The 18,715-nt window shown below is 65.8% G+C and carries 21 protein-coding genes; 18 read left to right on the top strand and 3 right to left on the bottom strand.

The window, feature by feature from the left end; all coding sequences use genetic code 11:
• Nucleotides 1-18 precede the first annotated feature (18 nt).
• Nucleotides 19-438, bottom strand: coding sequence for a MarR family winged helix-turn-helix transcriptional regulator (locus tag A5790_RS07800; RefSeq protein ID WP_369829776.1), 420 nt, complete (start codon nt 436-438; stop codon nt 19-21).
• A 98-nt stretch (nt 439-536) separates the two neighbouring features.
• Between A5790_RS07800 and A5790_RS07795 the strand changes: the two genes are divergently transcribed.
• Nucleotides 537-1,127 (top strand): maleylpyruvate isomerase family mycothiol-dependent enzyme, encoded by a 591-nt coding sequence (locus A5790_RS07795; protein ID WP_066842461.1) that lies wholly within the window; start codon nt 537-539, stop codon nt 1,125-1,127.
• A 3-nt stretch (nt 1,128-1,130) separates the two neighbouring features.
• Here A5790_RS07795 and A5790_RS07790 read toward each other — a convergent pair whose 3' ends face one another.
• Nucleotides 1,131-1,736 (bottom strand): TetR/AcrR family transcriptional regulator, encoded by a 606-nt coding sequence (locus A5790_RS07790; RefSeq protein ID WP_066842459.1) that lies wholly within the window; start codon nt 1,734-1,736, stop codon nt 1,131-1,133.
• 101 nt (nt 1,737-1,837) lie between these two features.
• On the opposite strand from A5790_RS07790, the gene fadD1 reads away from it, so the two are divergent.
• The 16 genes from fadD1 (at nt 1,838) to A5790_RS07710 (ending at nt 16,524) form a co-directional block, all read left to right on the top strand.
• On the top strand, nt 1,838-3,406 hold the full coding sequence (fadD1, locus tag A5790_RS07785; protein WP_066842457.1) for a fatty-acid--CoA ligase FadD1: 1,569 nt from the start codon (nt 1,838-1,840) through the stop codon (nt 3,404-3,406).
• Between the two features lie 216 nt (nt 3,407-3,622).
• Nucleotides 3,623-3,901, top strand: a complete 279-nt coding sequence (gene rpmE, locus A5790_RS07780) for a 50S ribosomal protein L31 (protein ID WP_066842455.1) — start codon at nt 3,623-3,625, stop codon at nt 3,899-3,901.
• Between the two features lie 87 nt (nt 3,902-3,988).
• Nucleotides 3,989-5,080, top strand: a complete 1,092-nt coding sequence (prfA, locus tag A5790_RS07775; RefSeq protein ID WP_066842451.1) for a peptide chain release factor 1 — start codon at nt 3,989-3,991, stop codon at nt 5,078-5,080.
• Nucleotides 5,077-5,940, top strand: coding sequence for a peptide chain release factor N(5)-glutamine methyltransferase (gene prmC / locus A5790_RS07770; protein ID WP_066842449.1), 864 nt, complete (start codon nt 5,077-5,079; stop codon nt 5,938-5,940). Before prfA ends, prmC begins: the two co-directional genes overlap by 4 nt.
• Before the next feature lie 22 nt (nt 5,941-5,962).
• Nucleotides 5,963-6,616, top strand: coding sequence for an L-threonylcarbamoyladenylate synthase (locus A5790_RS07765; protein ID WP_066842447.1), 654 nt, complete (start codon nt 5,963-5,965; stop codon nt 6,614-6,616).
• Between the two features lie 2 nt (nt 6,617-6,618).
• Entirely contained in the window at nt 6,619-7,836 is a 1,218-nt protein-coding gene (locus A5790_RS07760) for a glycosyltransferase family 4 protein (protein WP_197696735.1), read from the top strand.
• Between the two features lie 236 nt (nt 7,837-8,072).
• Complete coding sequence (locus tag A5790_RS07755) at nt 8,073-8,525, top strand: ATP synthase subunit I (protein ID WP_066842446.1); 453 nt, start codon at nt 8,073-8,075, stop codon at nt 8,523-8,525.
• Entirely contained in the window at nt 8,525-9,280 is a 756-nt protein-coding gene (gene atpB / locus A5790_RS07750; protein WP_064397804.1) for a F0F1 ATP synthase subunit A, read from the top strand. Before A5790_RS07755 ends, atpB begins: the two co-directional genes overlap by 1 nt.
• A 65-nt stretch (nt 9,281-9,345) precedes the next feature.
• Complete coding sequence (locus tag A5790_RS07745) at nt 9,346-9,594, top strand: F0F1 ATP synthase subunit C (RefSeq protein WP_064347125.1); 249 nt, start codon at nt 9,346-9,348, stop codon at nt 9,592-9,594.
• Between the two features lie 8 nt (nt 9,595-9,602).
• Nucleotides 9,603-10,121: a F0F1 ATP synthase subunit B gene (locus A5790_RS07740; RefSeq protein WP_064397807.1), complete on the top strand. Its 519-nt coding sequence runs from the start codon at nt 9,603-9,605 to the stop codon at nt 10,119-10,121.
• A gap of 3 nt (nt 10,122-10,124) precedes the next feature.
• On the top strand, nt 10,125-11,456 hold the full coding sequence (locus tag A5790_RS07735; RefSeq protein ID WP_066842445.1) for a F0F1 ATP synthase subunit B/delta: 1,332 nt from the start codon (nt 10,125-10,127) through the stop codon (nt 11,454-11,456).
• A gap of 79 nt (nt 11,457-11,535) precedes the next feature.
• On the top strand, nt 11,536-13,182 hold the full coding sequence (atpA, locus tag A5790_RS07730) for a F0F1 ATP synthase subunit alpha (RefSeq protein WP_064397810.1): 1,647 nt from the start codon (nt 11,536-11,538) through the stop codon (nt 13,180-13,182).
• 13 nt (nt 13,183-13,195) lie between these two features.
• The gene (locus A5790_RS07725) at nt 13,196-14,122 is read left to right on the top strand and encodes a F0F1 ATP synthase subunit gamma (RefSeq protein WP_066842444.1); all 927 of its coding nucleotides are present in this window, start codon (nt 13,196-13,198) and stop codon (nt 14,120-14,122) included.
• A gap of 21 nt (nt 14,123-14,143) precedes the next feature.
• Complete coding sequence (atpD, locus tag A5790_RS07720; protein ID WP_066842443.1) at nt 14,144-15,670, top strand: F0F1 ATP synthase subunit beta; 1,527 nt, start codon at nt 14,144-14,146, stop codon at nt 15,668-15,670.
• A 2-nt stretch (nt 15,671-15,672) separates the two neighbouring features.
• Nucleotides 15,673-16,038, top strand: coding sequence for a F0F1 ATP synthase subunit epsilon (locus tag A5790_RS07715; protein WP_064397815.1), 366 nt, complete (start codon nt 15,673-15,675; stop codon nt 16,036-16,038).
• Between the two features lie 39 nt (nt 16,039-16,077).
• Nucleotides 16,078-16,524: a DUF2550 domain-containing protein gene (locus A5790_RS07710; RefSeq protein ID WP_066842442.1), complete on the top strand. Its 447-nt coding sequence runs from the start codon at nt 16,078-16,080 to the stop codon at nt 16,522-16,524.
• Here A5790_RS07710 and A5790_RS07705 read toward each other — a convergent pair.
• Nucleotides 16,521-17,099: a cob(I)yrinic acid a,c-diamide adenosyltransferase gene (locus tag A5790_RS07705; RefSeq protein WP_066842439.1), complete on the bottom strand. Its 579-nt coding sequence runs from the start codon at nt 17,097-17,099 to the stop codon at nt 16,521-16,523. The genes A5790_RS07710 and A5790_RS07705 overlap by 4 nt on opposite strands.
• 70 nt (nt 17,100-17,169) lie before the next feature.
• Between A5790_RS07705 and murA the strand changes: the two genes are divergently transcribed.
• A complete protein-coding gene (murA, locus tag A5790_RS07700; protein ID WP_064397820.1) occupies nt 17,170-18,423 on the top strand; it encodes a UDP-N-acetylglucosamine 1-carboxyvinyltransferase in 1,254 nt (417 codons plus the stop codon).
• Nucleotides 18,424-18,715: the final 292 nt, after the last annotated feature.

Raw genomic sequence — 18,715 nt, 5'->3', positions numbered from 1 at the left:
GCGCGGCACCGAAACCGCTCATCGGTAGGGGTCGGTGATCTCGCGCAGCGCCGTCAGTGCGTGGCGAAGTTGCTGAAACCGGCGCGCACCGAGGTAGCGTCGCCACTCGTCCTCGACTTTGGCGATCTCCTCTCCCGCGGCCCGGCACACCGCCATGCCCTTGTCGCTCAATGTGACGAGCCGAGCGCGCGCATCCGTGGGGTCCGTCGTGCGCACCACATAGCCGGACCGCTCCAGTTGATCGATCAGTGCGCCTGCGGTCTGCTTGGTCACGCGTGCCTGCTCGGCGAGAACGGTGAGCCGCATTCCGCTCGAATTCACCTGTCGCAGGTCGAGGCGTTGCATGAGCCTGGACTGCGCGAGCGTGATGTCGTCGGCACCTGCCGCGACCAATGCCTCCATGACGCGTGCCTCGGCAGCGCGATGGCCGATGAACATCAACGTCGCGGTGCTGACCCAGTCGCTCACCCCATTGACCTTAGTACGGGAACCTGACTATATTCGTCAGGATACCTGACTAACTGGAGGAGGCGTGCGTGGAATCCGACACCGTCTGGCGGCATATCGACGAACAGCGCGCGGGCCTTGCCGACATGCTCGACGGCCTCGAACCCGAACAATGGTCGACACCGACCCTGTGCGAGGGATGGACCGTTCGTCATGTGGCCGCGCACATCACACACTCCGCGTCGGGTAAACCGAGATTGCTGTTCGAACTGCTGCGCTCCGGCTTTCGGATCAACGCGATGATCTATCGAGTAGCGGTGCAAGACAACCGATCTCCTGCAGAGCTCACCGCGGCGCTGCGCGCTATGCGGGGATCGCGTAAACGCCCGCCGGGCACCGCCGAACTCGACCCGTTGATGGATGTGTTGGTGCACACCCAGGACATCGCGGTACCTCTGGGGATCGACCGTCCCGTGCCCGTGGACGCGGCGGTCGCTGCGGCCGAAAGGGTGTGGACGATGGGCTTTCCCTTCCAGGCGCAGCGACGCTTTCGAGGCGTGCAACTCGCCGCGACGGACGCCGACTTCCAGGCCGGCGAGGGCCGACGCGTCGAGGCGCCGATCCGTGACATCCTCATGACGCTCGTCGGCCGGCCCGCCGTCGCCATCGATGTCGCCTAGAGATCACACGGCGGGGTCGGCTCGCAGTCCCGGCATGACATAGCGGCGCAGGTGCCGCAACACTGCGTCGCCGTCGCTGGGATCGAGTGTCTTACCGGGTACCGTTGCCAGCGAAATCAGCACGCGGGCAAGCCATTCCGATGCCTCGGCGATATCCGTGTCGGGGTGGATCTCGCCCGACTCCCGCGCGTTAACCAGGTAGCGAGACCAGAAGTCGGCCAGGTCGGGCACCAAGCCCTGGACGCCGGCGCCCGCGCACGCGGCGAACTCCTCGGGCTCGTCGATGCGCAGCTTCATCAACAACGTGCCAGGGTCGTCATAGGCCGTGCGCCCGTGCAGGACGCCGGCGGCGAGCTGCCGGTCGAGGCCGTCGACGCGTTCGAGCATCTCGTGCGCCTCGGACCAATAGGCCTCGTTGAGCCGCACGATCGCCGCCCCCAGCAGCGAGACCTTGTCGGGAAAGTGGCGATACAGCCAACCGCGGGAGACGCCCGCCACCTCGGCTACCTCGGACACAGTGGTCGAGCGGATTCCCTTGGCGCGCAGGCAGACCTCGGCCGCGTCGATCAGTCGATCGTGGACGCTCTTGGTGGCGGCATCGCTCGTCACCAGGTGGGCTCCTCCGTTAACCTCGCCCTCAAGTGGGCCGATCGGAGCATTGTGTCATGGTAGACACAATCGCGAATCTGTTCACTCTCGGAAGGTGAGCCATGGCGGACACGCTCCAGCAGCTGCTCAACGAGCGTGCCGACCGCGACACCGTCGCCATCCGGTACGGCGACCGCACCTGGACCTACCGCCAGTACGTCGCCGACGCCAAGACGCAGGCCGCCGCGCTCATCGGGGCCGCCGACCAGGACCGTCCCCTGCACGTCGGGGTCCTGCTCGGCAACACCCCCGACATGCTGATCGCGCTGGCTGCGGCCGGCCTCGGGGGCTATGTGGTGTGCGGTATCAACACCACGCGCCGCGGTGAGGCCCTGGCGCGCGACGTCGCCAAGGTGCACTGCCAGTTCCTGATCACCGACGCCGAGCACCGTCCGCTGCTCGACGGTCTGGACCTGCCGGGGGTCACGGTGCTCGACACCTCCACCACCGCCTGGTCCGATTTCCTGGCCACCGCGACGACATTCGTTGCGCACCGGGAAGCCGCGGTCGAGGACACATTCATGATGATCTTCACGTCCGGGACCAGCGGCGAGCCCAAAGCGGTCCAGGTCGCCAACCTGATGGTGCTGTTCGCGGGCAACGCCTTGGCCGAGAAGTTCGAACTCACCGAGCGCGACGTCTGCTACCTGTCGATGCCGATGTTCCATTCGAACGCCGTGGTGGGCGGATGGGCACCCGCACTCGTCGCCGGGGCCGCGATGGTGCCCGCCAAGTTCTCCGCGTCCCGGTTCCTGGCCGATATCCGACGCCACAGCGTGACCTACATGAACTACGTGGGCAAACCGTTGGCCTACGTGCTGGCCACACCCGAGCAGCCCGACGATCGCGACAACCCGCTGCGCGTCGCATTCGGCAACGAGGCCACCGACCGCGACATCGAGCAGTTCAGCCGACGCTTCGACGTCACCGTCGACGACGGCTTCGGCTCCACCGAGAACGCCGTGATCATCACCCGCACCCCCGACACCCCGAAAGGGTCGATCGGACAAGGCTTTCCAGGCGTGGCGATCTACAACAGCGACACGGTCACCGAGTGCCCGGTGGCGGAGTTCGACGAGAACGGCGCTTTGACCAACGCCGATCTGGCGATCGGCGAACTCGTCAACACCGACGGCAGCGGCCTGTTCCGCGGCTACTACAACGACCGGGAAGCCACCGACGAGCGGATGCGCCACGGCATGTACTGGTCGGGTGATCTGGCCTACCGCGACGCCGACGGCTACATCTACCTGGCCGGGCGCACGGCCGACTGGATGCGGGTCGACGGCGAGAACCTCGCGACCGCGCCGATCGAGCGGATCCTGCTGCGGTTGCCGGCGATCAACCGCGTCGCGGTCTATCCGGTGCCCGACGAACTCGTCGGTGACCAGGTGATGGCCGCCCTGGTGCTGCAGGACGACGCCGACCTCGATCCGGAGACGTTCGAGCAGTTCCTGGCGGCCCAGCGGGACCTGTCGCCGAAGGCCTGGCCGCGCTACGTGTGGGTGGCCGACGACCTGCCCAGCACCGCGACCAACAAGATTCTCAAGCGTGAGCTCGTGGCGCGAGGAGTCACACCCGACGGCAGGACGCTGTGGCGGCGCGACGGCAGCAGGTACCAGCCTGTCTAGGCGCGAATGTGGGGATATGCACGCCAAACCGGCCCCGCCGCGTGCCGGTAACCCACGTTCGGCCGAACGTGGAAGCGGAATACGGCCCGGTGCGCACGCGTTTAGGCACTTGGCGGCCCTAGCTGGCATAATTGACCGCCGACCCTCGGTTCCGGTTCACGCCCGTCACCTCCAGCACGGAGGGGCGACCCGGGGCCCACGATCGAAGAGGAAACCATGAAAACGGGTATTCACCCTGATTACGTAGAGACCACGGTGCACTGCGGCTGTGGCCACACGTTCACCACGCGCAGCACCAAGCAGAGCGGACAGATTCACGTCGAGGTCTGCTCGCAGTGCCATCCCTTCTACACCGGCAAGCAGAAGATCCTCGACAGCGGCGGCCGGGTGGCGCGCTTCGAGAAGCGCTACGGCAAGCGCACCGGGGCGAGCGCAGCGACGGGAAAAACCGAAGCCGCGGCCGACAACGCCGACAAAGGCTCAGCGGACAAGTAGCGTCCTTTCCGGCGCCCGTTCTGCCGCATCAGCGGCCAGGCCGGGCGCCGGTTTGCGTTCGCGAGGGGCCACGGAGAGGAGGTCGACATGGCTCGCGCGCAGTCCCCGACTCAGTCGGGAGGAGCGATCGACACGCTGCTGGCCGAGCATGCCGACCTCGAACGCCAACTCAGCGATCCGGACCTGCACGCCGACGCCGCCCGCGCCCGCAAAGTAAGTAAGCGCTTCGCGCAGGTGTCGCCGATTGTCGCGACGTACCGCAAGCTCGAGGTAGCCCGCGGCGACCTAGAGGCGGCACGGGAGCTGGTCGCCGACGACCCGTCGTTCGCGGCCGAGGTTGACGAGCTGGTGGGCACCGTCGAGCAGCTCGACACCCAGCTGACCGATCTGCTCGCACCCCGCGACCCGCACGACGCCGACGACATCGTCCTCGAGGTCAAGTCGGGGGAGGGCGGCGAGGAGTCCGCGCTGTTCGCCGCCGACCTGGCCCGGATGTACATCCGTTACGCCGAGCGCCACGGCTGGACCGTCACTGTGCTCGACGAAACCTTCTCCGATCTCGGCGGCTACAAGGACGCCACGCTGTCCATCCGGAGCAGGGGTGACTCGGCCGACGGCGTGTGGTCGCGGCTGAAGTTCGAAGGCGGCGTGCACCGGGTGCAACGCGTCCCGGTCACCGAGTCGCAGGGCCGCGTGCACACCTCCGCGGCCGGAGTGCTCGTCTATCCCGAACCCGAAGAGATCGAGGAGGTGCAGATCGACGAGTCCGATCTGCGCGTCGATGTCTACCGGTCGTCGGGCAAGGGCGGCCAGGGCGTCAACACCACCGACTCCGCGGTGCGCATCACCCACCTGCCCACCGGCATCGTCGTCACCTGTCAGAACGAGCGGTCGCAGCTGCAGAACAAGGCCCGTGCGATGCAGGTGCTCGCCGCGCGGCTGCAGGCGATGGCCGAGGAGCAGGCGCAGGCCGACGCCTCGGCCGACCGCGCCAGCCAGATCCGCACCGTGGACCGCAGCGAGCGCATCCGGACCTACAACTTCCCGGAGAACCGGATCGCCGATCACCGGATCAACTTCAAAGCGCACAACCTTGACCAGGTGCTCGACGGCGACCTCGACGACCTGTTCGACGCGCTGGCCGCCGCCGACAAGCAAGCGAGACTGCAGGCCACATGACCCGGCCCAGCCCGGCGCCGGCATCCACCACGCTGAGCCAGACCATCGACGCCGCCGAGACGGTGCTGGCCGAAGCGGGTGTCGCCACGCCGCGCGTCGACGCCGAACTGCTGGCCGCGCACGTGTTGGGCACCGACCGGGGCCGTCTGCGGTTCATCGAGGCCGGACCTGAGTTCGCGCAACGATACGACGATCTCATCGCCCGGCGTGCGCGGCGCGTCCCGCTGCAGCACCTGGTCGGCACCGCCGCGTTCGGACCGGTCGACGTGCACGTCGGCCCTGGTGTGTTCATCCCGCGCCCCGAGACCGAAGCCTTGCTGGAATGGGCTCTGGCGCAACGGTTGCCCGATGCCCCGGTGATCGTCGACCTGTGCACGGGCAGCGGTGCGCTGGCGCTTGCGCTGGCGCATGACCGGCCCGACGCGCGCATCATCGCCGTCGACGACTCGGAATCGGCGCTCCAATACGCGCGACGCAATCTCGCCGGAACGGCCGTCGAGGTGGTCTGCGCCGATGTGACCGAACCCGCGCTGCTGCCCGAACTCGACGGCTCGGTCGACCTCGTCGTCGCGAACCCGCCCTACATTCCCGACGGTGCGCAGCTGGAACCCGAAGTGGCCGAACATGATCCGGCCCACGCATTGTTCGGGGGACCAGACGGGATGCGAGTGATCGAGGCGATCGTCGGCCACTCGGGCCGGTGGCTGCGCACCGGCGGGCTTGTGGCCGTCGAGCACGACGACACGACGTCGGACCGCACCGTCGAGCGTTTCAGCCACGCAACGCGCTTCGACGACATCACCGCCCGGCACGATCTCAGCGGGCGGACACGGTTCGTAACCGCGCGGAGGACCAGATGACGCCCGAAGGAGATGTCGCGGGATGAGTCAGTTGTTCGACTGCTCCGACGCCGACCAGCGTGAGTCCGGTATCGCGTCGGCGATCAGCGCGCTCAAGGGCGGCCGTCTGGTCGTGTTGCCGACGGACACCGTCTACGGCGTCGGCGCCGACGCATTCGACGGTGAAGCCGTCGCCGCCCTGCTCGCCGCCAAGGGGCGTGGCCGCGACATGCCGGTGCCCGTCCTGGTCGGTTCGTGGCACACGATCGAGGGCCTGGTCTACAACGTGCCGAACAGCGCACGCGAACTCATCCGCGCCTTCTGGCCGGGCGCGCTGAGCTTGGTGGTACGCCAGGCGCCGTCGCTGCATTGGGATCTCGGCGATGCACACGGAACCGTGATGCTGCGCATGCCGTTGCATCCGGTGGCCATCGAACTGCTGCGCGCAGTCGGGCCGATGGCGGTCTCGAGTGCCAACGTCTCCGGGCAACCCCCGGCCGTCACCGCAGAAGCGGCGCGCGAGCAACTCGGCGATCAAGTCGAGGTGTACCTCGAAGCAGGGCCATCCGAGCGGCGGACCGCGTCGACGATCGTCGACCTCACCGGCGCACACCCCCGCGTGTTACGCGAAGGCCCGGTCGGTGTTGATGCGATCGCGACCGTACTCGGTGTCGAGCCGACGACTTTGACGGACTGAGATTGGCTTTCGTGCAGTACGGTTCACCGGTGGTCTACGCCACCGACACGCTGCTGGCACTCAACGATCGCGGTGCGGGCGTACCGATCCGGGAGCTCGCGCTGGTCGGTCTGACGGCCGCGATCATCACCTACTTCGCGACCGGGTGGGTCAGGGTCATGGCGCGTCGCTTCGGTGCCGTCGCGATCCCGCGCGACCGAGACGTGCACGCGCAACCCATTCCGCGGATGGGCGGGCTCGCCATGTACATCGGCGTCGCGTTCGCCGTCCTGCTGGCCTCCCAACTGCCTGCGCTGACGCGGGGATTCGTCTACTCGACGGGCATGCCCGCGGTAGTCGTCGCCGGCGGGCTGATCATGGTCGTCGGCCTGATCGACGACCGCTGGGGCCTGGACTCGCTGACGAAGTTCGCCGGTCAGATCACCGCGGCGAGTGTGCTCGTCACCATGGGGGTGGCGTGGAGCGTGCTCTACATCCCCATCGGCGGCGTCGGCACCATCGTCTTGGATCAGGTGTCGTCGATCCTGCTGACGCTGGCCCTGACGGTGTCGATCGTCAACGCGATGAACTTCATCGACGGGCTCGACGGGCTCGCGGCCGGCCTCGGGCTGATCACCGCATCGGCGATCTGCATCTTCTCGGTCGGGCTGTTGCGCGACCACGGCGGCGACGTCCTGTTCTATCCGCCCGCGGTGATCTCGGTGGTGCTGGCCGGGGTGTGCCTCGGGTTCCTGCCGCACAACTTCCACCCCGCCCGGATCTTCATGGGCGACTCCGGGTCGATGCTGATCGGCCTGATGCTGGCGGCGGCGGCCACCACCGCCGCGGGCCCCATCTCGCAGACGGCGTACGGGGTGCGCGACGTCTTCGCGCTGCTGTCGCCGTTCCTGCTCGTGGTCGCGGTGATGTTCGTGCCCGCGCTCGACACCCTGCTGGCGATCATCCGGCGTACCCGCGCGGGCGTGCATTTCACGACACCGGACAAGATGCACCTGCATCACCGGTTGCTCCAGATCGGTCATTCGCACCGGCGAGTCGTCCTGGTGATCTATCTGTGGGTGGCCATCGTCTGCTTCGGTGCGGCCAGCACGATCTTCTTTGATCCGCGCTACAGCGGAGCCGTCATGCTGGCCGCGATTCTCGTCGCCGTCGTCGTGACCCTGATCCCTCTTCTCCGTCGACGAAACGGCCAATTCCAGCCGATGTACGACGAAAAGTAGTAGACCCCCTTTTATGCCTCCCACCATGTGTTAGGGTGCATTCAGAACCCGAAAAAACCTCACGGGTTGCCGGCCCCCGGGCCATCGGTACACCACCGATCGGAACGGAACCACGACCGACAAAGGGAGCTGCCCCGTGGGTGATTCCAGCGAGCCAAACGCCCTCCGATACGCTCAGGGCGCACGCACGCAAATCATCGGGGCAGCCACCGTGAACCGCGGATTGAGGTGAAGTTGTGACGACGCCAGCGCAAGATGCGCCATTGGTGTTGCCATCCGTTGCGTTCCGCCCGTTACGGCTCTCGGTGATCTGCTTTGCGCTGACCGTGCTCGCCACGGTGGCAACCGCCCTGCTCGGCCATCCGATGGTCGGAATCTTCTTCGGCATCGGCTTGGGCCTCGGCTTGTTCAACGCAATTCTGGTACGACGATCGGCCCTGCGGATCACCGCCCACGCTCACCCGCTGAAGAGCAAAATGGCCGTGAACTCCGCCGTCCGCTTGATGGTCCTGACGGTGATCGGCCTGGTGATCGCGTTTGCGTTCCGGCCCGAGGGACTGGGTGTGGTCTTCGGAATGGCGTTGTTCCAGATGTTGCTCGTGTTCACAACCGCCGTGCCCGTCGCGCGGAAACTGCGCGCAGGTAGCCCGACTGACACCGTTGGACCCCAAGGGGAGGCCACCCAGTAATGACCGAAACCATCCTCGCCGCCGACTCCGGAATTCACGTCGGCACGCATACCGAGGCCAATTGGTTTGGGCTGACTGTCAACACCGATACGTTGCTCTCCGCGTCGATCGCCGCGGTGATCGTGCTGGCGCTGGCGTTCTACCTGCGCGCGAAGGTGACGTCGAGCGGTGTGCCCAGCGGAGTGCAGCTCTTCTGGGAAGCCATCACGGTCCAGGTGCGCAACCAGGTCGAGTCCGCGATCGGTATGAAGATCGCGCCGTTCGTGCTGCCTCTCGCGGTGACGCTGTTCGTCTACATCCTGATCGCGAACTGGCTGTCGGTCTTTCCGTGGCAGTACAGCGACGAGACCGGGATTCACGAACTGCTCAAACCCGCGGCCGCCGACATCAACTTTGTCTTGGCGCTCGGCCTGTTCGTATTCATCTGCTACCACGCCGCCGGGTTCTGGCGCCGCGGTCCGCTCGGCCACCCCGTGCGACTGCTCAAGGGGCACGTGTCGTTCCTCGCCCCGATCAACCTCGTCGAAGAGCTCGCCAAGCCAGTCTCGTTGTCACTCCGACTTTTCGGCAACGTCTTCGCCGGCGGCATCATGGTCACGATCATCGCCCTGTTTCCGGCATACATCCTGTGGGCACCAAATGCCCTATGGAAGTCGTTCGAATTGTTCATCGGCGCCATCCAGGCGTTCATCTTCGCGCTGCTGACGATCTTGTACTTCGGTCAGTCGATGGAGCTTGAGGATGAACATCACTGACCACGCGTAAATGCTCGACAAAACCACCTGGTAGGACTGCTACCAGAAATCAAGGAGGATAAGGAATGGATCCCACTATCGCTGCCGGAGCGCTCATCGGCGGTGGACTTCTTCTGGGCGGCGGCGCCATCGGTGCCGCGATCGGCGACGGTGTCGTCGGTAGCGCTCTGGTCAACGGCGTAGCCCGCCAGCCTGAAGCTCAGGGTCGTCTGTTCGTGCCGTTCTTCATCACGGTGGGTCTGGTGGAGGCCATGTACTTCATCAACCTGGCGTTCATGGCGCTGTTCGTGTTCGCCACGCCGGTCGGAGGTTAAAGCCGGCCATGGCTGACTCGAACGTCGTTCTGTTGGCGGCTGAGGGAGGCGGTCAGAGCAACTTCCTCATCCCCAACGGCACCTTCATCTTCGTGCTGCTGATCTTTTTGATCGTGCTCGGAGTGATCGCCAAGTGGGTCGTGCCCCCGATTTCTCGGGTCCTGCACGAGCGCGAGGCGATGGTGTTCAAGACGGCCGAGGACAATCGACGGGCAGCCCAACTGAGGGCAGCTGCGGACGCCGACTATCGCAACGTGATGGCGGACGCCCGCCGCGAGGCGACGTCGGTCCGTGAAGAGGCCCGTGCAGAGGGTCGCAAGATCGTCGACGACGCGCGGGCCCGCGCCAACGCGGAAGTCTCGACACTTCTGCAGCAGGCGAACGAACAGCTCACGCAGCAGTCGCGGGCCCTGACGACCGATCTCCAGTCGTCGGTGGAGACGTTGGCCGCCAACCTCGCAAGTCGGGTGCTCGGCGTCGACGTGGCTACGCGCACGGTGCCGGTCGCGACAGGACGGGAGCGCTGACGAATGTCGACCTTTATCGGCCAGCTCATCGGCTTCGTCCTCATTGTGTTCCTGATCGTGAAGTTTGTCGTGCCGCCGGTGCGCAACATGATGAGGACCCAGCAGGAGACGATCCGCGATCAGCTCACCGAACACGCCGAGGCCGAGAAGAAGGTGGCCGACGCCGATACCGAGCACGCAAGAGCTCTGGAACAGGCCAAGGCCGAGGCTGCACAGGTGATCGAAGAGGCCCGCAGGGACGCCGAGATCATCGCCGAGCAGCTGCGCGCGCAGGCCGACGTCGAGCTGGAGCGCATCAAGACGCTAGGGGCGCAACAGGTTCAGCTTCTGCGCCAACAGCTCGTTCGCGAACTCCGGCAGAGCCTCGGTGCCGAATCGGTGCAGCGGGCAGGCGACCTGGTGCGCGACTTCGTCTCCGATAGCTCCGAACAATCCGCCACTGTCGACCGCTTCCTCGCCGAGCTCGACGAGATGGCGCCGTCGACGACGACGTTCACCGACGTCGTCACGGCGAAGCTTCGTGCCGCCAGCCGCGACTCCCTGGCTCAGCTGGTCGAGCGGTTCGACGGGGTGGCCGACGGTCTGGATGGTGACGCGCTGACGCGGCTGGCCGACGATCTGGCGTCCACGTCGAAACTGCTGCGCCGCGAGCCCGTGCTCTCCCGACATCTGGCCGATCCCTCCAGCGCTGATGAGCCCAAGGTTCAGCTCGTCGAGCGGCTGCTCTCGGGCCAGGTCTCCGACTCGGCGCTCGACCTGATCAAAACCGCTGTGTCGCAGCGCTGGTCGGCCACGTCCGATCTGATTCACAGCATCCAGCACCTCGCCCGGCTGGCACTTCTGGTGCGGGCCGAGGGGGAGGGCCAGATCGAGGACGTCGAAGATCAGCTGTTCCGGTTCAGTCGCATCCTCGATTCCGAGCCGCGTCTGATCTCGCTGCTGGGCGAGTACACCGCCCCGCTCGAGGGACGAATCGGGTTGCTGAACAACGTGCTTGGGCGCCGGGCGAGCAAGAACACCGCCGACCTGCTGCGTCAGACGCTCGATCTGCTGCACGGGGAGCGCGCCGACGAGGCCGTCCGCGAACTCGCGAACCTGGCCGTCTCGCGGCGCGGCGAGGTCGTCGCGCAGGTTCGCGCGGCCGCTGAGCTCAGCGACGCCCAGAGTGAGCGGCTCACCGAACTGCTCACCCGTATCTACGACCGTCCGGTGTCGATTCAGCTCGATGTCAACCCCGAACTGCTCGGCGGCTTGACGATCGCCGTCGGCGACGAGGTGATCGACGGGTCGCTGGCCTCGAAGCTGGCGGCGGCCGAGACCCGGTTACCCGACTGACCCACCACACCAAGACCCACACACGAAGTAGGAAAGCGAGAAAGCCGCCGATGAGCGCTCGCGCGAAGAGGAGAAGACCATGGCAGAGTTGACGATCTCGGCGGATGAGATCCAGGGCGCGATCGAGGAGTATGTCTCCGGCTTCGAGGCGGACACCGAGCGCGAAGAGATCGGCACCGTCATCGACGCCGGCGACGGTATCGCTCACGTCGAGGGTCTCCCGTCGGTGATGACCCAGGAGCTGCTCGAGTTCCCCGGCGGCGTGCTGGGCGTGGCACTGAACCTCGACGAGCACAGCATCGGCGCCGTCATCCTCGGTGACTTCGAGAAGATCGAAGAAGGCCAGCAGGTGAAGCGCACCGGCGAGGTCCTCTCGGTGCCGGTGGGCGACGCCTTCCTCGGTCGCGTGGTCAACCCGCTGGGCCAACCGATCGACGGCCGCGGCGAGATCGAGACGACCGAACGTCGCGCGCTCGAGCTCCAGGCGCCGTCGGTGGTGCAGCGCCAGGGCGTGAGCGAGCCGCTGCAGACGGGCATCAAGGCCATCGACTCGCAGACCCCGATCGGTCGCGGCCAGCGTCAGCTGATCATCGGCGACCGCAAGACCGGTAAGACCGCGGTGTGTGTGGACACCATCCTCAACCAGCGGCAGAACTGGGAGTCCGGCGATCCCGATCAGCAGGTCCGCTGCGTGTACGTCGCGATCGGGCAGAAGGGCACCACGATCGCCAGCGTGCGCCAGACCCTCGAAGAGGGCGGCGCCATGGAGTACACGACGATCGTCGCCGCGCCGGCGTCGGACTCGGCCGGCTTCAAATGGCTTGCGCCGTACACGGGATCGTCGATCGCTCAGCATTGGATGTACGACGGCAAGCACGTGCTCATCGTCTTCGACGACCTGACCAAACAGGCCGAGGCGTACCGCGCGATCTCGCTGCTGCTGCGTCGCCCGCCGGGCCGCGAGGCGTACCCGGGCGACGTGTTCTACCTGCACTCCCGGCTGCTAGAGCGCTGCGCGAAGCTTTCCGATGAGCTCGGCGGCGGTTCGTTGACCGGTCTGCCGATCATCGAGACCAAGGCCAACGACATCTCGGCGTACATCCCGACCAACGTCATCTCGATCACCGACGGTCAGTGCTTCCTGGAGACCGACCTGTTCAACCAGGGTGTGCGGCCGGCCATCAACGTCGGTGTCTCGGTGTCGCGTGTCGGTGGCGCCGCGCAGATCAAGGCGATGAAGGAGGTGGCCGGGTCGCTGCGTCTGGACCTGTCGCAGTACCGCGAACTCGAGTCGTTCGCTGCGTTCGCCTCCGATCTCGACGAGACCTCGAAGGCGCAGCTCGACCGCGGCGCCCGGCTCGTCGAGTTGCTCAAGCAACCGCAGAGCAGCCCGATGCCCGTCGAGGAACAGGTCGTCGCGATCTTCCTCGGCACTAGGGGGCACCTGGATTCGGTTCCCGTCGAAGACGTTCAGAAGTTCGAGCGCGAATTCCTCGACCACGTGAAGGGGTCGCAGGAGGGCATCCTCAAGGAGATCCGGGAGAGCAAGAAGCTCTCCGAGGAGCTGGAGGAGAAGCTCGAAAAAGTCGTCAACGACTTCAAGAAGGGCTTCGCCACCACCGACGGCAGCTCGGTCGTGCCCGACGAGCACGTCGAGGCGATGGACGAGGAAGACGTCGAAAAGGAATCGGTGAAGGTCCGCAAGCCCGCACCGAAGAAGAAGTAAGGCCTGAACACAGATGGCTGCCACACTGCGCGAATTGCGCGGCCGCATCCGCTCCGCGGGCTCGATCAAAAAGATCACCAAAGCCCAGGAGCTGATCGCGACGTCGCGAATCGCCAAGGCGCAGGCCCGAGTCGAGGCGGCTCGGCCCTACGACCGCGAGATCACGAACATGCTCACCGAACTCGCGAGCGCGAGCGCACTGGATCACCCACTGCTGGTCCCGCGTGAGAATCCCCGGCGGGCCGCCGTGTTGGTGGTGTCGTCGGACCGAGGTCTGGCCGGTGCGTACAACGCGAACATCTTCCGGCGGTCCGAGGAGCTGTTTGCCCTTCTTCGTTCGGAGGGCAAGGAACCGATCCTGTACGTGGTGGGCCGTAAAGCTCTCGGGTACTACAGCTTCCGCAACTGGGACATCCAGGAGTCCTGGACCGGGTTCTCCGAGCGGCCCGACTACGAGAACGCCCAGGAGATCGCGAGCACGCTGGTGGACGCGTTCACGGCGGGCATGGACGACGAAGGCGACGACCCCGGCGCCGACAACGTCCTCGGAGTCGACGAACTGCACATCGTCTTCACCGAATTCAGGTCGATGCTGTCGCAGTCGGCGATCGCACGCCGGATCGCACCGATGGTGGTGGAGTACAGCGAAGAAGAACCCGGGCTGCAGACGCTCTTCTCCTTCGAACCGGATGCCGAGACCCTCTTCGGCGCCCTGTTGCCCCGGTACATCTCGACCCGCATCTTCGCCGCGCTGCTCGAGGCGGCGGCGTCGGAGTCGGCTTCTCGCCGGCGCGCCATGAAGTCGGCGACTGACAACGCCGACGATCTCATCAAGGACCTGACCCTGATGGCCAACCGCGAACGGCAATCTCAGATCACCCAGGAAATCAGCGAAATCGTCGGTGGCGCGAACGCGCTTGCGGACGCCGCCAAGAAGTAGCCCCAGAAAGCGAAGAAGACAATGACTGCTACTGCTGAAAAAGCGACCAGCACCGACACCGCGGGTCGCGTCGTACGTGTCACCGGCCCCGTCGTCGACGTCGAGTTCCCGCGCGGTTCCGTGCCGGAACTGTTCAACGCGCTGCACGCCGAGATCGGTTACAAGGACCTGGCCAAGACGCTGACCCTCGAGGTCGCCCAGCACCTCGGCGACAACCTCGTGCGCTGCATCTCGATGCAGCCGACCGACGGTCTGGTGCGTGGTGTCGAGGTGACCGACACCGGCAGTTCGATCTCGGTGCCGGTCGGTGACGGCGTCAAGGGCCACGTGTTCAATGCGTTGGGCGACTGCCTTGACGAGCCCGGCTACGGCAAGGATTTCGACCGCTGGTCGATCCACCGCAAGCCGCCGGCGTTCGATCAGCTCGAACCCAAGACCGAGATGCTGGAGACGGGTCTGAAGGTCGTCGACCTGCTGACCCCCTACGTCCGCGGCGGCAAGATCGCACTGTTCGGTGGTGCCGGCGTCGGCAAGACCGTTCTGATCCAGGAGATGATCAACCGCATCGCCCGCAACTTCGGCGGTACGTCGGTGTTCGCCGGCGTGGGTGAGCGCACCCGTGAGGGCAACGACCTGTGGGTCGAGCTCGCCGACGCTGACGTGCTCAAGGACACCGCGCTGGTGTTCGGCCAGATGGACGAGCCGCCGGGCACTCGTATGCGAGTCGCGTTGTCCGCGTTGACGATGGCCGAGTTCTTCCGTGACGAGCAGGGCCAGGACGTGCTGCTGTTCATCGACAACATCTTCCGATTCACCCAGGCGGGTTCGGAGGTTTCGACGCTGCTGGGTCGCATGCCCTCGGCGGTGGGCTATCAGCCGACGCTGGCCGACGAGATGGGTGAGCTGCAGGAGCGCATCACCTCGACCCGAGGCCACTCGATCACCTCGATGCAGGCCGTGTACGTGCCCGCCGACGACTACACCGACCCGGCCCCGGCGACGACGTTCGCCCACCTCGACGCGACCACCGAGTTGAGCCGTTCGGTGTTCTCCAAGGGCATCTTCCCGGCGGTGGACCCGCTGGCTTCCAGCTCGACGATCCTCGATCCGAGCGTGGTCGGCGACGAGCACTACCGCGTCGCCCAAGAGGTCATCCGAATCCTGCAGCGCTACAAGGACCTTCAGGACATCATCGCGATCCTCGGTATCGACGAGTTGGCCGAAGAGGACAAGCAGCTGGTGCAGCGCGCCCGCCGGATCGAGCGCTTCCTGTCGCAGAACATGATGGCGGCCGAGCAGTTCACCGGGCAGCCCGGCTCGACGGTTCCGCTGAAGGAAACCATCGAAGCGTTCGACAAGTTGACCAAGGGCGACTTCGACCATCTGCCGGAGCAGGCGTTCTTCCTGATCGGTGGTCTCGAGGATCTGGAGAAGAAGGCAGAAAGCCTCGGCGCCAAGATGGATTCCGGCGGCGGTGATGGCGCCCCCGCTCAGAAGGACTCGAACGGCGACGCCGACAAGGGCGACGATTCCGACAAGGACGAATAGCGATGGCAGATCTGGACGTCGACATTGTCGCCGTCGAGCGGGAAATCTGGTCGGGCAAGGCGACGTTCGTGTTCACCCGCACCACTGCGGGTGAGATCGGCATCTTGCCCCGCCATATCCCGTTGGTTGCTCAGCTCGTCGACGACGCCATGGTGCGCGTCGAGCGAGAGGGCGAGGAGGATCTGCGCATCGCCGTCGACGGCGGATTCATGTCGGTCACCGGTGAAGGCGTGATCATCCTTGCGGAGTCCGCCGAACTCGAGTCCGAGATCGATAGCGACCGTGCGCGGCAGGACTCCGAATCCGACGATCCCGCAGTCGCGGCAAAAGGTCGAGCCAGGCTTCGCGCCCTGGGCCAGATCGACTAGCGGTCGGCACCTGGGCGAGCGGAGCGATGGGATAGACAGATGAGCGCGCTCATGTTCGTCATGGTCGCGCTGATCTGCGTGCTGCTTTTTGTCGTGATCGCGCTGTTCTACCGGCTGTGGAAGCTACGGCAGGTAGGCGGTACCGCAGGGATTTTGCGGGACGTGCCGGCTGTCGGTGGCCAGGGCTGGCGTCACGGTGTAATGCGTTATCGCGGTGGCGAAGCCGGCTTCTATCGGTTGTCGAGTCTGCGCTGGTGGCCCGACCGCCGGCTGAGCCGCCGCGGCCTGGAGATCGTGTCGCGCCGCGGTCCGCGCGGCGACGAGTACGACATCATGACCGACGAAATCGTGGTGCTGGAGCTGCGCGATACCAGCCCTGAACGTCGTCGCGGCTACGAGATCGCGCTGGATCGTGGTGCGCTGACGGCGTTTCTGTCGTGGCTGGAGTCCCGGCCGTCGCCTCGCGCGCGGCGCCGAAGCTTCTAATCCGTTGCCGGACCGCCCGGTTGCCACAGCACGTCGCCCTGTGGGTTGGCAGCGCGGGACAGGATGAAGAGCAGGTCCGACAGCCTGTTCAGGTATTTCGCGGGTAGCACGGTGATCGAATCGCCGTGATGCTCGACCGCTGCCCAGGCCGATCGCTCAGCGCGGCGGGCAACCGTGCGAGCCACGTGCAATAACGCCGATAGGGGAGTACCGCCGGGCAGCACAAACGAATTCAGCGCGGGAAGCGGCTCGTTGAACTCGTCGCACCAGGCTTCCAGTCGGTCGATATAGCTTTGGGTGATTCGCAGCGGCGGGTGTTCGGGGTTCTCGACCACCGGAGTCGAAAGGTCGGCGCCCGCATCGAAGAGGTCGTTCTGAATTTGCTTGAGTACCTTCGACGTTTGCTCGCTGGGATTTCCCAGGGCGATGGCAACGCCGATGGCGGCGTTGACTTCGTCGCAGTCGGCATACGCCACGAGGCGGGCGTCATTCTTTGACACCCGGCTGAAATCGCTCAGGCCCGTGGTGCCGTCATCGCCCGTACGCGTGTATATCCGGGTGAGATGGACCGCCATGCTCAAACCGTACCGGAACCCGTAGCCGAGGAAACTGACATGGCCCGCGGCGCTGTTTAGACTTACCCGCGTGAGCGAGCGATTCGTGGTGACCGGCGGAAACCGGTTATCTGGCGAAGTTGCCGTCGGGGGAGCAAAGAACAGCGTCTTGAAGCTGATGGCCGCGACCCTGCTGGCTGAAGGCACCAGCACGATCACGAATTGTCCGGACATCCTCGACGTACCGCTGATGGCCGAGGTGCTACGGGGTCTCGGGGCCACCGTCGAGCTGAACGGCGACGTCGTCCGGATCACCTCGCCCGACGAACCCAAGTACGACGCCGACTTTGCCGCCGTTCGTCAATTCCGCGCTTCTGTGTGCGTATTGGGACCGCTCGTCGGCCGGTGCAAGCGTGCCAAGGTCGCGCTGCCGGGCGGCGACGCGATCGGCTCACGACCGTTGGACATGCACCAGGCAGGCCTGCGCCAGCTGGGTGCGCGGTGCAACATCGAGCACGGTTGCGTGGTGGCCGAGGCCGACCACCTCCGCGGCGCCGAGATCCAGCTGGAGTTTCCATCCGTTGGTGCCACCGAGAACATCTTGATGGCGGCCGTCGTCGCCGAGGGTGTCACGACCATCCACAACGCCGCCCGCGAACCCGACGTCGTCGATCTCTGCGCGATGCTCAACCAGATGGGCGCCCAGATTTCCGGCGCGGGCACCCCGACCATGACGATCACCGGCGTTGACCGACTGCATCCAACCGAGCACCGGGTGATCGGCGACCGGATCGTGGCGGCGACGTGGGGGATCGCCGCCGCGATGACGCACGGCGACATCTCCGTGACCGGCGTGGACCCGCAGCACCTGCAGCTGGTCCTGCACAAGCTGCACGACGCCGGCGCCACCGTGACGCAGTCCGACGACGGGTTCCGGGTGGTCCAGTACGAGCGTCCGAAGGCGGTGAACGTCGCGACGCTTCCGTTCCCCGGCTTCCCGACGGACCTGCAGCCGATGGCGATCGCCCTGGCGTCGATCGCCGACGGCACGTCGATGATCACCGAGAACGTCTTCGAAGCCCGCTTCCGATTCGTCGAGGAGATGGTGCGCCTAGGAGCCGATGCCAGGACCGACGGCCATCACGCGGTGGTCAGGGGTATCCCGCAGCTTTCCAGTGCGCCGGTCTGGTCGTCCGATATCCGGGCCGGTGCCGGGCTCGTCCTGGCCGGGCTGGTCGCCGACGGCGATACCGAGGTCCACGACGTCTTCCACATCGACCGCGGTTATCCGCTGTTTGTCGAGAATCTGCAGAGCTTGGGCGCGGAAATCGAGCGCGTAGCCTGACCGGCGCCGCCGGGCTGGCGCGCACTTTGCCCCTATCCCCGGAACCCGCTTTGGGGTTTGTCCGGAACTGGCGTATCCTCTTGTGAGAAGCCCACGGCCCCAGGCCAATCGGACTGGCGGACGGGGTTTGACGTCTCTGTCCAGATCGGTATAGACTGGCAGGGTTGCCCCAAAAGCGGGTGTGTTGTTTGAGAACTCAATAGTGTGTTTGGTGGTTTTGTTTGTTGTTGTTTTTTGCCATGCCCTGTTTTCCCGTTTGTGGGTGTGGTGTTTTTTGATGCCAGTTTTTGGT

The sequence above is a fragment of the Mycobacterium sp. 852002-51152_SCH6134967 genome (genome assembly GCF_001667105.1).
Taxonomy (GTDB): domain Bacteria; phylum Actinomycetota; class Actinomycetes; order Mycobacteriales; family Mycobacteriaceae; genus Mycobacterium; species Mycobacterium neumannii_A.
Note: the sequence above shows the minus strand (reverse complement) of the source record. Positions and strands in the feature narration are given on the sequence as shown.